The sequence below is a fragment of the Bacillus sp. TSO22 genome (assembly GCF_020223595.1).
Lineage (GTDB): Bacteria > Bacillota > Bacilli > Bacillales > Bacillaceae > Bacillus > Bacillus inaquosorum.
The window spans coordinates 293,312-308,626 of the sequence record NZ_JAHAWO010000013.1; the positions used below are offsets into that span (position 1 = coordinate 293,312).

Here is a 15,315-nt window from a genome sequence, read left to right on the forward strand (position 1 = left end):
ACTTATGAGGAAGCAATACAAACCGGGCATGGTACATGTATCGTCAGTCGTTCGCTTCTGCGATATATCCATGTCAGTTTTATCGATCACTTTCCTGCATAGTCCGGCAATTTACGGTTGCCGGGTAGAAACTTATGGGCCATATTCCCAAGATTATATGAGGTCGTGTTTTGATTTCATGTTTATCTTAACAACGGACATGGATAATGTCAACGATATTATCGAACGATACAAAAATTCATTCTACTAATGTTCGTGTTTAGATCAATTTCCCTTCAAATACGATTTTTTTCCCGCACGGAACGATCTGAATTGACCCATTTTCCTTTTTTTCCATAAAAATAGGCTCTTCCATTCGCCGTACAGGCAGATATCCTTCTTCTTTCATTTGCTGAAGCACCGCATCAATGGTTTGCTGCTCTGTCACTTCAAACTTCTTCTTCTTCGGCTTTGCCATTATTCTTTAATTCTCCTCTTCTTCACCGCTTTAACCCAGAAGCCGCCGTGAATTGTTTTGGGTTCATATGCAATAATAAATGCTTTTGAATCAAGTGTTTTAATCGTATCATACAGCTGGAGTTCATATCTTCTCGGTGTCAGAATCTGAAGAGCTGTGCGGTCGCCTTCAAGCCCGCCTGCCACCCAGTTCGTCACGCCGTAGCCTTTTTCACGAAGCTGCTTCGGAAGATCAAGATCAAGCTCCTTCGTAATCACGTTGACCATAATATAGCCAAGTGCCAATTTTTCTTCTATTTTCATGCCGGCAATCACGCCAAGACCGTAACCGAGCGCGTACGCGATTACATTTTGAATCTGGTCTAAGTTATCGAGCACCAGACTCAGTCCTGTCACATAAACCAGTATTTCAATCGTACTGATGCCGGCCGCTAAATACCGCTGGCCTTTCAGCGTTAAAATCATTCTTATCGTAAAAAATGACACATAGACAATATTAATAATGAGAATTATGAGAACCATGGCTATCCCATTTGATAAGATGGTTTGCATCATTTTATTTCATCCCCCTACTCTTCAGCTTGCATAAAGCATTCATATTCTACTAGAGAAACGAGTCATTTACAATCCGTTGCGGCCGTAAGCCTAAGGAAAATATTTCGACACACTTTATCAGGTTGAACAGTAGTAGTTTACCCTCTTTCTCACCTTTTCAAAATCAAAACAAAAAAGCCCGCTTTTCAGCAGACTCACCTCTTCTCATATATTGTCAGATCTCTTTTTTCATTTTCAGAAGGGACTTGTATTCTTTTTCAAGCTCACTCAGCGTATAATCAGCCAGCTGTTCCCCTCTTCCCTGATAAAATTCCGAGAGCAGTAATTTGGTTTTTAAAAATTGTTTCTTCCGATTAATCGCTCGGCGAAGTAAATCGGCCATGTCCATCATCCTCCTTAAACATAAAGGTTTGTGCGCTGGACGTTTACAGCATTTTCCCTATCATACATGGATTAATCCTACAAATCAACTGTGTTTTTTAGATATATTTGTAAAAAGTGTGACATAAAAAAACCGGCTATAAACAGCCGGTTTTTTTCATTAAAGCGGAATCAGCGACGCCGTGAAATACTCAGAAATCAACGGCCAAGTCACCGCCGTAAACAGCAGCGCTACCGCAACCACAGCAAGTACACAATAGATATAGTCAATCGGTGCATCGTGTGCCGCCTGATACAGACGCTGCACATACAGCGCCATCATAAAAAAGATCGAAAACAAGATAAGCACTGTAAACAGAACTGTCAGCATCGGGATATTCACGATCGCAAAGATCAGCCAAAGGATTGAAACAGCAATCACCGGTACAAGCAATGAACCCAAACCGGCAGCCGCTTCTCTGAACGTCACCTTCTGCTTCATCATATAGCGGGAGACGGCCCATACCGCTAAGACCATTACCGCGAAAAAGAGGAGCAAATACACAAGAACGACTAAAAATCCGTCATAGAAAGCGTGATGGCGTTCTCCAAACCCGAGCGGCCGATTCCAGCTCGCCTTTAACTGAAACCAGTTCCCGATTGAAAAGATCACACTGAATATAAGCATTGAAATCAGCCCATACTTATAATGAGAAAAACCATCCGCCACGACGGTTTTCGCCGGTGATTTTAAAATCGAGAACGCAAAACCGCAATATCTGTTGATGGCTGCCCATACAGACGCAAGCTTGTCTTTAGCAGTTGATTCACCGCGTTCCTGGTGCGGTTTCTGCTTTTGTTTTTGCTTCTGCTTGCTTTGTCGGCTCGCCTTTCTGGACATTCTCGATAGCGGTTCTTCATCTGCATCTATTCTTTCACTCTGGTTAACTTCTTCTTCAAACGTTTCTTTTCTTTCTTCCGTCATGTCAGCAACTCCTATCAAAAAAATACGGCGGAATACCATTCAGTAAGAAAATAAAACACTTATATAAGGTACCGAAGCCTTCCTGAACAGTCAAGTCATTTCCATTTAAGTAAAGCATGGCGGCACATCTACATGACGGTATATCGTATGAAATGGTTTTACCTTTTGCAACAAAAAAACCAGCTGCACCGGCAGCTGGTTTCCATTCCTTATTTTAAGAAGATAAAGTACAGGATAAATACGGCAAACAGTCCGTACATGATCGGATGAACCTCTTTGGCTTTTCCTTTGCACACCATCGTAATTGGGTAGAAAATAAATCCGATGGCAATCCCAGTCGCAATGCTGTACGTTAACGGCATCATGATCATGGTAAGGAAAGCAGGAACGGCCACTTCGAACTTATCCCAAGCGATTTTGCCAAGCGGCGCCACCATCAATGCACCGACAATAATCAGCGCCGGAGCTGTTACATTTGATGTAACGACTGACAGAAGCGGTGAGAAAAACGTAGCCAGTAAAAAGAGAATACCTGTTACAATAGCCGCAAATCCTGAACGGGCACCCGCAGCGACACCTGAGCTTGATTCAACGTAAGAAGTTGTAGTAGACGTACCAAGCACGGCACCGATTACAATGGAAGATGAATCAGCTAAAAGCGCACGGCCCGCACGCGGCAATTTGTTTTCCTTCATTAAACCAGCTTGAGTCGCCACAGCAACAAGTGTACCCGCTGTATCAAAAAAACCGACAAACAAGAAAGTTAAAATGACGATCAGCATTTGGACGGAGAAAATATCCGGCAGGTGAATCCATGCTTGTCCGAACGTCGGCGCAAGGCTCGGCACACTGCCGATGATTTGAGACGGAACCGGAACCAATCCGAAAATCATGCCGGCAACCGCTGTTAACAGCATCCCGATAAACACGCCTGCGTTAACGCGAAGCACCATTAAAATAACAGTTACAATCACACCGAAAATCGTTAACAGTACAGGACCGCTGTGAATGTTTCCGATGGTGACGAGTGTAGAAGGATTCGCTGTAATGATTCCTGAACCTTGTAATCCAACAAATGTAATAAACAGGCCGATCCCCGCGCCGACTGCCAATTTCAGCTCAGGCGGAATGGCGTTGATGATTTTTTCACGAAAACCTGTTAAAGAAAGAGCAACGAAAATAAGACCTGAAATAAAAACACCAGACAAAGCTGCCTGCCATGAAATGCCCATACCGAGGACGACAGAAAACGCAAAAAACGCGTTCAGCCCCATACCGGGCGCGATGGCAATCGGATATCTCGCTATCAATCCCATTAAGATACAGCCTGCTGCTGACGCCAGCGCTGTCGCTGTAAAGACCGCACCTTGGTCAATTCTCAGCGCCTCCGGAAAATCTTTCACGCTCTCCAAAGCAAGCGTAATCGGATTGACGAACAAAATATATGCCATAGATAAAAAAGTCGTTAATCCGCCAATGATTTCATTGCGATAGCTGGTGCCCAGCTCATCAAACTGAAAAAACTTTTTCAAGCTATTTGACTCCCTTCACTCTTTGCTATTTATCCTGCCCTGAAAACGCCAAATAAAAAACGCCCCAATACATTTTGGGACGCTTGACTACAGACGGGTTTCAGTTTGAATAAATAAACGTGTTTTATTTATATCAAACGAAAGAAATGTTTACGTAGTCAAGCCATTTACGGTAGCTTGGTAGAGACTTGCGAGCCATATCCCCGCGATTATACGAATTCATCTTATTTGATTTCTGTGTCTATTGTACCAACTTCATTTTGAATTGACAATATAAACAACGAACATTACTTATTAAAAAAATTGGTTTATTCGTCTATTGACTAAATTGGTAACAATGATAAAAACCGTATGTATGACTTCATACGGTTTTTCAACTAAAAATGATTTTATCTTGTAGGCTGACTCACCTGATGCACTGGTACAGTAAACGAGAATGGCTTTAGTTGAATCAGGTCATTTAAAACGCCTTTATCAATATACAGACCGTATTCATTAAACTCAAAATGCTTTAAAGACAGCTTATCAAGATATGCGTCATCCAGTTCAAAAGTAGATAGCATTTCGGCTGTGTCCATATTTTGCACTTCAGCTTTATTCCATTTCAAATAATAACCTTCTTCATAATAAGCCATTGGATCAGACCATGATTGCATTTTTTTCATATCACCAAGGCCAATCATTTCACCTATATTCACTAAGTCATCTTTTGACATACTTGAAGTATCAACTCCTGTGAAGCGGTAATGAACCAATACTTTCCTCCCTTCTTGTTTAATGTTCTTGATTTCAATCCCTATGTTTTGATGTTTTGTTTCAGAAAGACGATACGGCATCCCTGCATTTAGCGGGACTATTTCACTTCCCTCAGCCTCAGATCTAATATCTACTATTAATGTTAGCTTTTTCGCTTTTGGATTGATTGGTGATTTTAACTGTGTTTGGCCTTTTGCTCTTATCGTTCTCTCGTTGATTTTTTTGCGATCTCCAAGTTCGATGTTTGACGCTGACATCTCATATGTGTTTCCTAAATCATCTTTGACTTCGTTAATTTCAACCGTATCATGCTTTGCTATGCCTTGATAATCTATTGTAAATTGAAGGACAGATCCAAGTTTCCCGTTTTCCACTTGAATATTGGAAAATTGATAACGATTATGATAAGCCGATACAACTTTTGAGCTTTCTAAATAGTTCGCATTCTTTTTGGTAATAGGCAGTTTAAATCTCCAATTTCCCTGTATTTCATTGATATGAGTAATAACAAAAGGCACGGTATCCCCATTTTTTATTTCAGTACCATTTGTATAAATCCTTAATTGTCCTGCGTATTGTTTGTTATTTAATTTTTTGAGCATTAAGGAATCATAGTTGATTGAAACATTGTCGTTAAAATTCGCTTCGTCCACATTATAGCTGATCTCTTTTTCATCAGACTGGAAGTTATCAACAGTGAAATTATAGACAAGCTGTCCGGCATCGTAATAGGAGCTGTTTACAGACACAGTGATTCCCCTTGACTCAGCTTTTTGATTCAGAGCTGTGACCAAATTGCTTTTAAACAATGATAGGCCAACTTTATCTTGAAACTCCTTATAAATTTGGCCGACAATGGGTATGCTTCCCATCGCTTTGTTTACAGATGGCAGAAAAAGACCGGACGTTAAATACAGTATACATACCACAGCAGCAACAGCGATTCCATTTGTAATTGTTCGTGCCCATTTAAAACGGCGCCTTGTGTTATTTTCATTTTCAGCACGGACGACAGCTTGATGTATTGCTTTTTTTAGCTCTTTCTTTGGCACTTCTATGTCATCAAATATCTGCTTCACTTGGTGTTTGTCCATATGTTTTGATCCTCCTTTTCCAGCTCCTGTTTCAATGCTTTTCTCGCTCTATGTAAATGTGTTTTAATCGTGCCTTCTGCCATTCCTGTTTGTTCAGCTATCATTGAAATCGAATAATCTTGAAAATAATATAGCTGAATCGTGAGCTGAACATGTTCATCAAGTGAATCAATCGCATTTCGCAAATCTATGTATTCCTCAATATTTGCTTGATCGGTTCCAGTATCATGATGTTTCTCAAATGGGACCAATTCTCCTTTCTTTTTATTCATGGCAAAAATGGAATGAATCAGTATTCGAGTAAGCCACGTTAAAAAGTACTTTGGCTCTTTTAATTTTTCTATACTGATAAAAGCTTTATAAGCCGTTTCCTGTACAGCATCAAGTGCATCTTCTTTATTCCTTAAATAGAGATAGGCTGTTTTGTATAAAGTCTCCTGATGTGCCATCATAAGCTTTTCAAAGGCCCGAGCATTTCCTTTTCTCGCCTTTGTAATCAATCTTTCTTCCTTCACCTTATCCACCTCCTATGTTGTTAGATATGAAAACTGCCGAAACGGTTTCAAAAAGTTAACAAAAAAACGCCCCTTTTATAAAAGGGACGTTTTTCTATTAGCTATTTACTTATTCCCACTCAATCGTCGCAGGCGGCTTACTTGTAATATCATACACCACGCGGTTAATATGCTTCACTTCATTCACGATACGTGTAGAAATGACTTCAAGCACATCCCACGGGATACGTGCCCAGTCAGATGTCATGCCGTCAATTGAAGTAACGGCGCGGATTCCGATTGTGTAATCATATGTTCTCGCGTCACCCATAACACCAACGCTGCGGATGTCAGGAAGAACAGTGAAGTATTGCCAGATATCACGCTCTAACCCGTGATTTGCAACTTCTTCACGCAAAATCGCATCTGATTCACGAACGATTTCCAGTTTTTCTTCTGTTACTTCGCCGAGAACGCGGATTCCGAGTCCCGGTCCTGGGAAAGGCTGGCGCCATACGATTTCATCAGGAATGCCGAGCTCTGTGCCAAGCGCGCGCACTTCGTCTTTGAAGAGCGTGTTTAACGGCTCGATCAGTTCAAACTGCATGTCTTCAGGAAGCCCGCCGACATTGTGGTGAGATTTGATCGTTTGCGCCGTTGCAGTACCGCTCTCGATGATATCTGTGTAAAGCGTTCCTTGTGCAAGGTAGTCGATGCCTTTGAGCTTGTCCGCTTCATCATCGAACACGTAAATGAATTCATTACCGATGATTTTGCGTTTTTGCTCAGGATCAGAAACGCCTTTTAGTTTATTTAAGAACCTGTCTTTTGCGTCTACTTTAATCACGTTCATGTTAAAGCCTTCGCTGAATGTTTTCATAACACCTTCGGCCTCGCCTTTACGGAGAAGACCATGGTCTACAAAGATACAAGTCAGCTGGTCGCCGATCGCTTTATGAATCAAAACAGCAACAACAGAGGAATCAACGCCGCCGCTTAGCGCGCAAAGAACCTGCTTGTCTCCGACCGTTTCACGGATTTTTTGCATTTCAATTTCAATAAAGTTCTCCATTGACCATTTGCCTTCACAATCACAAACGCCGAATACAAAGTTTTTCAGAAGATCATTGCCGTATTCAGAGTGGCGCACTTCCGGGTGGAACTGAACGCCGTACCATTTTTTGTCCGCTTTGCTCATCGCTGAGTTCGGGCAGTGATGGCTTGTCGCGTCAACAGTGAAGCCTTCAGGAACTTCTACAACCAAATCGCCGTGGCTCATCCAAACCACTTGTTCGTTCGGAAGATCTTTGAACAAATCAGGTGTGCCTTCGATACGGATGTTTGCTTTTCCGTATTCACGCTGGCTTGCCGCTTCAACTTTACCGCCAAGGTAATGGGTCATCAGCTGCATGCCGTAGCAAATTCCTAAAACAGGAATATCAAGCTCGAAGATTTTCTCATCACAGCGGAAAGAGTTTTCATCATACACACTGTTTGGACCGCCGGATAAAATAATTCCTTTTGGATTCATTTCTTTAATTTCTTCAGCCGTCAATGTATGGGGATGCAGCTCGCTGTATACCCCGAATTCACGGATACGGCGTGTAATCAGCTGGTTATACTGACTGCCGAAATCAAGGACAAGAATCATTTCATTCACTAACTTTGTCATGGTTGTCACCTAATCTCCTCTAAGTTTTTTGACACAGAAAAAAACGAGGACAGATATGAAGCCGCTCCGCCCTCTTTGGCAAGGCCGTTTGCCGGAGTCCGGCAACTCGCTCCCAGACTCCGATAATATTCACTAATTCTAACAACACGTTGATAAGCGGTCAAGACCATCTTCTTTTAATTAAATTTTCCCATAACTCTCTGGATTCATTCCAAAGCTTCGCCGAATCTTCATTTCTGTATAGCGCCCGTTCATAGCTTGATGTCAGCTTTGACATGTCTTCTGAGCCATGTTTTCCATCGATTCGTTTCGCATAATCACGCAGCGTTTCACTGCCTTGTTTCGGCAGTCCTCTTCTCTTCATCTGTTTCAGGAGAGCGCCATATGCTTCAAAAAACACGTGCTGATCGCTGCGCCGCTTCAATTTTCTCACCACGAAAACAGGCATCCATAACGAACGGAAAACATACAGCAATACCGCTGCCAACAGGAGGACTGCAAGAAGTGCAAGCGCTACATACCATCCTGCACCGGCATTTGCATGTGAAGCGGACGACTTTTCAGAACCAACTGGCTCCCGTTTATCCTTTTGTTTTTCCTCTTTTTTCGGCTGTTTTTTCTCTTCTTTCTGCTCCTCTTTTGTTTTCTCCGTCGAGCTGCTGCTTTCGCTGCCGGAATCCTTTGTGTCAGTAGAAGTAAACTCAGCCGGATTTGTAAACCCTTTAGTCGGCTCAAATGTGACCCAGCCCTGTTCCGGGAAATACACCTCTACCCAGGAATGGGCGTTGTTATTTGTCACTTCGTAGATGCTGCCGTTTTTGTTTCCTGCTTCTTTATATTCGCCGGACGTATACCCCTTTACCCAGCGGGCCGGAATGCCGGCCGAACGCAGGAGCACCACCATAGCGGAAGAAAAGTTGTCACAGTAGCCCATCTTTGTTTCAAACAGAAATTGATCGACATAATCCTCATCATTCTTAGGGATGGTCACGTTTTCTGTTTCATATGTGAACTCATTTGATCCTAAGTATTCCTCAACCGCTTTCACCTTATCAAACATATTATTGTGATCCTGGGTCAGCTCGATCGCAAGGGTTCTCACCCGCTCAGGCAGTGAATCCGGCAGCTGCATATAGCGGTCGCTGAATGTGTATTCCTCACTGTTGTTTCTCACTTTTACCTTTCTCAGCTCATCCAGCTTGTAGACCGGAGAATTGTACGTTACTGTATAGCTTCCCATATTTCTGATCTCACCGGCTTGTTCACTGATCGGAGAAATTTGTTCAGTGTTCCCGTTCATTTCAAGTGAGACAGCCTGCTTTGGCTGAATGGTTACCGCACCGATCGGATACATCACATGGTTATACCCGTAGTGATCATCGACTTTTACTCGGACGGTGCTGCGCTCTGTCGAAACCTTGTGGTCGAACCACAGATTTTCAACTTTTCCTCCGCTTAGCTGATATGACATGCCTGTGTCTGTTTCAATCCAGCCTTTTCCTGTATACGTATCCTTCGTTTCCACGCGGAAATACGTTCGCTCTTTTCCTTGCCATGTAAAAACAGGGGTATCATCCTGCTGAAACGGGCCGCCGAGTGATTCATCATGGTTCCCGTATCCGATTTTGCTTTCTCCAGCCGACACACGGTCTTGATTGGTGATTTTTTTGAGAAAAGGCACCGGATCAGGCCAAGCCGGATCTGATTTCGGAGCGGAAAGTCCGAATCCCACCGCAGCCAAAATCAATACAGATAAAGGAAGAAACCATTTCAAGACAGATGTTTTTGACAGCTTGATTCTTTCCATCAGCTTGATGCGTTCTAAGTATAAAAGGCCCAGCATAAAGAAGCCGATCAGCACGATACGGATGACGGCAAAAGTAGCGTCATATGGTGTAAAGGTATCAAGAATCGTAATATACGCTACTGTCATCATAAAGAAAAACAAGATTCTTCTCTGGTAAATCACCCAATAATGAAGGAGATAGACCAGCAGCCACAGCAGCACAAAAAACAGCAGGGTCCGAAACGAAGGAATCATGTCATTCCATTGCCCTGATTGAATCAGCGTGATATTCAAATAGACATCCTTTAAAAAAGAGCTGACCCAGCTCAAGTCAAATATAGATCCTTGATAAAACAGGATGTGTATCGAGATCAACGTAAATATGACACAAAAAGGAACGGTGACAAACCACCTCATCCTGAAAAAGGTCAGCAGAAACGTCAAGCCGATAAACACAATAAAAAAGCCCGTATGTTTCGTATCTGTAAAACTGTCAAGCGGCCTGAGCCACTCCCACAGCAATAAAAACGCCAGAAAATAAAATAACAGCAAGCTCAAACGGCTTCCCTTCTGGTCATCGTGCGGCATGTGCACCCGTCACCTCTCTTTCTAAACAACACGCGAAACTTGTCCGCCCCTCATGACCTGAACTCTGATTTGACGTTTCATCATGCGTTCGATCATGACGTTTTCAGCTTGAGAAAGCTCAGCAGCTTTCTCTTTTGCCAGTATCACTGTCACCCGGCCGCCCCCGATTTCTGCTATGTTCAGCAAATCTTCCGTGAACTGTCCCGTGACGATCACTTTGTCAGCTTGGCGAACAGACTGCTTCCCCAGCTCCTCCCGTACATATCGGCTTACCGGGTCAGCCGCATCACAATGAGCGACGGCTAAATGACGAAGCATGTGCTTAAAATGCTGCTCCCCCTCCTGAATAGGAAAAATATTTTTTTCCTTTCCAACTGAGGCTAAGCCTGCCCCCGCGCCGTTTTTTAAAACAGAATGAAGAATCGAAGCTGTCACAGAAACGACCTCTTCGAATGCTTCCGAGGAAAATCGGTCCATCAGAAGAAACAGGTTTTTGCTTCGAGACGGTTCAAATTCCTTCGTCATCAGCTGGTTTCGCCGTGCAGAAGTCTTCCAATCTAGTGCAGCAAACCGGTCTCCCGGCTGATAATTCCGCACACTTGCTGCGACTGCGGAATGGTGCTGATGAATCGGAGAAGAACCGCTTACCCCGTCTTCCTGTTGCTTCTCATTCACCTGATAAGGAAGACGCTGAAAGGATGGATAAACAAACAAGGTGTCTTCCAGCTCATAAAAAGCTGTTTTTTCAATCAGACCGAGAACATCCCCGGTCCGCACCCTGACAGCATGAAAATGATGCTCCCCGCGCGGTACCCGAGCTAATTCATACGACATTGTCATACTCCGTTTAAACCAAGGAAAAACGAGCCGTTTGGCCGCGGCTTCGTCTCGGTTCAATGACTCGATTCCTTCTGGCAGGCAATCTTCAATCACCATATACATCAGGGGAAACGGCAGCTTTCTTCTCAGCGTAACCGACACGCCCAGCCTGTCCCCCGCATGCAATTGTGTTTTGGCCATTTGCCGTGAAGCCTGAAAAGAGCGGAGCGGGTGCAACGCCAGCAGCACGGCGTACACGACAAAAGGGAGAAATGCGTAAAACAAAAACCAGCTGACAAAGCCGCCCTGAAACATTGCGTAGGAAAAAACAGCACCCGTCAATAACGTTAATACAATCAGCTTCCACCCATATACCAGCCATTGCAATTTCTTCTTCATCAGCGGATCGACGACCTTTGAACCGGCACCTTCACAGTTGACATGATCTCCCGTACAATCGCTTCTGCCTGGATCCCTTCAAATTTCGCCTCTGGCTGCAGCAGCATCCGGTGCGGAAGCGTAAAAGGAGCCAAATATTGAATATCATCCGGAATGACATAGTCGCGATAATGCAGCAGCGCATATGCTTGGGCCGCTTTCATCAGAGCGATTGATCCGCGCGGACTGACGCCTAATTGAACAGAGACATGCTGTCTCGTTTTCTGCACAATTTCAACAATATATTCTTTTATGCTGTCATCAGCGCGGACATTTTGAACTTCCCGCTGCAAACGGATGAAGTCTTCTTTTGTAATAACCGGTTCAAGTGTCTCAATCGGATGGCTTTTTTCCTGAAGAGATAAGACGTCCAGCTCCTCATTAAAGGACGGATAACCCATGCGGAGTTTGAATAAAAAACGGTCAAGCTGGGCTTCCGGCAAAGGATAGGTCCCTTCATATTCGACCGGGTTTTGCGTTGCCATCACAAAAAACGGAGCGGCAAGCGGCATCGTATGGCCATCTACCGTTACACTTCCCTCTTCCATCGCTTCAAGCAAAGCAGACTGTGTCTTCGGAGAGGTACGGTTGATTTCATCGGCAAGCACAATATTTCCCATAATCGGGCCCGGACGGTATTCAAATTCCATCGTTTTCGCATTATAGATGGATACGCCTGTTACATCAGATGGCAGCAAATCTGGAGTAAATTGGATTCTTTTGAAATCGGCGCCGATTGACTTTGCCAGTGCGCGGACCATCATCGTTTTTCCGACTCCGGGCACATCCTCAAGCAGCACATGCCCTTTGGCAAGAATGGCTGCTAAACTGAGTATGGCGATGTCTCGTTTTCCAACCATTACTCTATTAATATGTTCAACTGCTTTCCCCAGCAAAGGGTGCAGGTCTTCTTGATATGCCATTCTTTTCCTCCTAGTCATCTACAAAATTCATCATATCGTAACCTAACTTTACCACAAAAAACAATCTGTATAAAAAAACGATTCTAGCAAATTGTTTCCAATAAAGCAGGCCAAAACACACAAAAAAGCTTCCTGTGACAGGAAGCTCAATTATTTGCGTTCTAAAGGCTCCATATGAACATGCGAATAATCAATTGCATGCTCCTCCTTCATTCTCCGCTCAATTTCATTGGCAATATCGTGGCTTTCCGTAATATTTAAATCTGCCGATACCTCAACTACCACATCTACGTAAACAGTACTGCCCAAGTATCTCGCTTTAATGTCTTTTAACCGGCTCACTCCGGAGACCTTTTCGATCGTCTGTTTATAAGCCGAAATGTCCTTTACGTCGAAGCCATCTGTCAATGAGTGAGATGATTCTTTAAAAATATCCCATGCCGTTTTGCAAATAAGAAGACCGATCACAAACGCCGTCACAGTATCAATCCAAGCAAGGTGAAATTGCGCTGCTATAATTCCGATAAACGTGCCGATACTGACAAACGCATCTGATTTATTATCAGCAGCCGCGGCAAGGAGCGCCTGGCTCTTCACCTTTTTGGCCAGCCTTTTATTGTACTGGTAGACCACAAGCATCAGGGCTGCCCCGCCCGCTGCCGTCCAAGCCGCAATCATATCCGGTGTCTCTTGTTTAGCAGAAAAAATAGATTCTCCGGCGCTGAATAGCACTTGCAGTCCGACAACCATCATAATAAACGATGCGATAAGTGATGCAATTGTTTCCGCACGGAAGTGGCCGTATGGATGATCTTCATCAGGAGGCTTTTGAGAGATACGCAGGCCGATCAGCACAGCAACAGAAGCAATAATGTCAGTTGTGTTATTTAACCCGTCTGCCGTAAGTGCTTCCGAGTGAAAAAGATACCCGATAATCAGCTTCATCGCGGACAGGACAAGATACGCGGCAATGCTGACCAGCGCCCCGGATTCTCCCTTTTTCAGTTCATCATATCTCTCCATACAAAACCTCCTCTCCGCACGTGTATTCCTATTATTATGATACAAAGCTGAACCGCAGTGGGTCTACAGAAACATGATTCACCAGCCACAGAAAAATAGTGACGATAGAACACTTTTTCTCTAAACCAATTTATTTTCTCATCTGAAAATCCCTTCAATTTCAATGATGCCAACGCTTCTGGCAACCTTCCATATTTTTAAAATTATACCAAACTGCAAAAATGAATAATTAACGGAACATTTTTTCTTTTATTCCAAGCATATCTGCTGAAAACATCGCCAACAAAACACTACAAATTTGAAATAAGCTGTTATATTTTCTTACACGAATTTTCGACAAACTGTATATTTATGATAGAGTTTCAATTATCATAATATTCAGTAATGACTTCATTCTTAAAGGAGGTAATTTATGAACCAGTCTCAATCAGGATTAAAAAAAGAATTAAAGACCCGCCATATGACAATGATTTCGATCGCCGGCGTGATCGGAGCCGGCCTATTTGTAGGCAGCGGTTCAGTGATTCACTCTACTGGGCCCGGTGCCATTATTTCTTACGCGTTAGCCGGATTATTGGTGATTTTTATCATGAGAATGCTCGGTGAGATGTCTGCCGTAAACCCGACAAGCGGATCGTTTTCTCAATACGCTCACGATGCCATCGGACCGTGGGCAGGATTTACAATCGGATGGCTGTATTGGTTTTTCTGGGTGATTGTGATCGCGATCGAAGCAATCGCCGGCGCAGGCATTATTCAATACTGGTACCAAGATATTCCGCTATGGCTGACAAGTTTGATCTTGACGATCTTGCTCACCCTGACAAATATCTACTCCGTTAAGTCATTCGGTGAGTTCGAATATTGGTTCTCCCTCATTAAAGTTGTTACCATCATCGCTTTTCTAATCGTTGGTTTTGCCTTTATTTTTGGCTTTGCGCCAGGCAGTGAACCAGTCGGTTTATCCAATATTACAGGCAAAGGCGGATTTTTCCCGGAAGGCATCAGCTCCGTATTACTCGGCATTGTTGTTGTCATCTTTTCCTTTATGGGAACAGAAATTGTTGCCATTGCAGCGGGAGAAACATCCAATCCGATCGAATCCGTGACAAAAGCGACCCGGTCCGTTGTATGGCGCATCATCGTCTTTTATGTTGGCTCTATCGCCGTTGTTGTGGCGCTTTTGCCTTGGAATTCAGCGAATATATTAGAAAGCCCTTTCGTCGCTGTACTTGAGCATATTGGAGTGCCGGCAGCCGCGCAGATTATGAACTTTATCGTCCTCACAGCCGTACTCTCTTGCCTGAATTCAGGTTTGTACACCACATCCAGAATGCTGTATTCACTCGCAGAAAGAAACGAAGCGCCGCGCCGTTTTATGAAATTGAGCAAAAAAGGCGTTCCCGTACAAGCCATTGTCGCCGGAACATTTTTCTCTTATATCGCGGTCGTAATGAACTACTTTTCACCGGACACAGTCTTTTTATTCTTAGTGAACTCATCAGGCGCCATTGCTTTGCTCGTCTATCTCGTCATCGCTGTTTCCCAGCTGAGAATGCGAAAAAAACTCGAAAAAACAAACCCGGAAGCATTGAAGATCAAAATGTGGCTCTTTCCTTTCCTAACCTACTTGACCATCATCGCCATCTGCGGAATTTTAGTATCTATGGCGTTTATTGATTCCATGAGAGACGAGCTGCTGCTGACAGGCGTCATCACGGGAATCGTTCTGATTTCTTATCTTGCGTTCAGAAAACGCAAGGTGAGCGAGAAAGCGGCAGCCAAGCCAGTCACACAACAGCAGCCCGACATCCTGCCTTAATGCTGATCAAAT

At 43.6% G+C, this 15,315-nt stretch carries 13 protein-coding genes and 2 riboswitches; of the genes, 1 reads left to right on the forward strand and 12 read right to left on the reverse strand.

From position 1 onward, the window contains the following. Window positions 1-79 precede the first annotated feature (79 nt). A riboswitch (purine riboswitch) is annotated at window positions 80-181 on the reverse strand. Window positions 182-259: 78 nt separating this feature from the next. The 12 genes from KHQ79_RS17005 to mneS form a co-directional block, all read right to left on the reverse strand. After that, window positions 260-457, reverse strand: coding sequence for an NETI motif-containing protein (locus tag KHQ79_RS17005; protein ID WP_003219403.1), 198 nt, complete (start codon window positions 455-457; stop codon window positions 260-262). Continuing rightward, the gene (locus KHQ79_RS17010) at window positions 457-1,011 is read right to left on the reverse strand and encodes a DUF2179 domain-containing protein (protein WP_004397724.1); all 555 of its coding nucleotides are present in this window, start codon (window positions 1,009-1,011) and stop codon (window positions 457-459) included. The genes KHQ79_RS17005 and KHQ79_RS17010 overlap by 1 nt, the downstream gene beginning before the upstream one ends. Before the next feature lie 214 nt (window positions 1,012-1,225). Then, window positions 1,226-1,393, reverse strand: coding sequence for a Fur-regulated basic protein FbpA (locus tag KHQ79_RS17015; RefSeq protein ID WP_004397726.1), 168 nt, complete (start codon window positions 1,391-1,393; stop codon window positions 1,226-1,228). A 159-nt stretch (window positions 1,394-1,552) separates the two neighbouring features. Beyond that, window positions 1,553-2,356 carry a hypothetical protein gene (locus KHQ79_RS17020; RefSeq protein WP_225516219.1) on the reverse strand — a complete coding sequence of 268 codons (804 nt, stop codon included), beginning with the start codon at window positions 2,354-2,356 and terminating at the stop codon, window positions 1,553-1,555. Between the two features lie 209 nt (window positions 2,357-2,565). Beyond that, window positions 2,566-3,888: a hypoxanthine/guanine permease PbuG gene (gene pbuG, locus KHQ79_RS17025; RefSeq protein ID WP_060398064.1), complete on the reverse strand. Its 1,323-nt coding sequence runs from the start codon at window positions 3,886-3,888 to the stop codon at window positions 2,566-2,568. Between the two features lie 135 nt (window positions 3,889-4,023). Then, window positions 4,024-4,125: riboswitch (purine riboswitch) on the reverse strand. 152 nt (window positions 4,126-4,277) lie between these two features. Further along, window positions 4,278-5,738, reverse strand: coding sequence for a DUF4179 domain-containing protein (locus KHQ79_RS17030; protein ID WP_225516221.1), 1,461 nt, complete (start codon window positions 5,736-5,738; stop codon window positions 4,278-4,280). Next, the gene (locus KHQ79_RS17035; protein WP_004397732.1) at window positions 5,720-6,253 is read right to left on the reverse strand and encodes a sigma-70 family RNA polymerase sigma factor; all 534 of its coding nucleotides are present in this window, start codon (window positions 6,251-6,253) and stop codon (window positions 5,720-5,722) included. The genes KHQ79_RS17030 and KHQ79_RS17035 overlap by 19 nt, the downstream gene beginning before the upstream one ends. Window positions 6,254-6,362: 109 nt before the next feature. After that, window positions 6,363-7,904, reverse strand: coding sequence for a glutamine-hydrolyzing GMP synthase (guaA, locus tag KHQ79_RS17040; protein WP_019257661.1), 1,542 nt, complete (start codon window positions 7,902-7,904; stop codon window positions 6,363-6,365). Between the two features lie 160 nt (window positions 7,905-8,064). Next, window positions 8,065-10,278 carry a transglutaminase TgpA family protein gene (locus KHQ79_RS17045; protein WP_225516223.1) on the reverse strand — a complete coding sequence of 738 codons (2,214 nt, stop codon included), beginning with the start codon at window positions 10,276-10,278 and terminating at the stop codon, window positions 8,065-8,067. Between the two features lie 21 nt (window positions 10,279-10,299). Next, window positions 10,300-11,496, reverse strand: coding sequence for a DUF58 domain-containing protein (locus KHQ79_RS17050; protein WP_225516225.1), 1,197 nt, complete (start codon window positions 11,494-11,496; stop codon window positions 10,300-10,302). Then, window positions 11,496-12,458, reverse strand: a complete 963-nt coding sequence (locus tag KHQ79_RS17055; protein ID WP_225516227.1) for an AAA family ATPase — start codon at window positions 12,456-12,458, stop codon at window positions 11,496-11,498. Before KHQ79_RS17055 ends, KHQ79_RS17050 begins: the two co-directional genes overlap by 1 nt. Before the next feature lie 150 nt (window positions 12,459-12,608). Beyond that, entirely contained in the window at window positions 12,609-13,481 is an 873-nt protein-coding gene (gene mneS, locus KHQ79_RS17060) for a manganese transporter MneS (protein ID WP_133488799.1), read from the reverse strand. Between the two features lie 412 nt (window positions 13,482-13,893). Here mneS and gabP point away from each other — a divergent pair, with 412 nt between their 5' ends. Continuing rightward, window positions 13,894-15,303: a GABA permease gene (gabP, locus tag KHQ79_RS17065; protein ID WP_004397738.1), complete on the forward strand. Its 1,410-nt coding sequence runs from the start codon at window positions 13,894-13,896 to the stop codon at window positions 15,301-15,303. Window positions 15,304-15,315 lie beyond the last annotated feature (12 nt).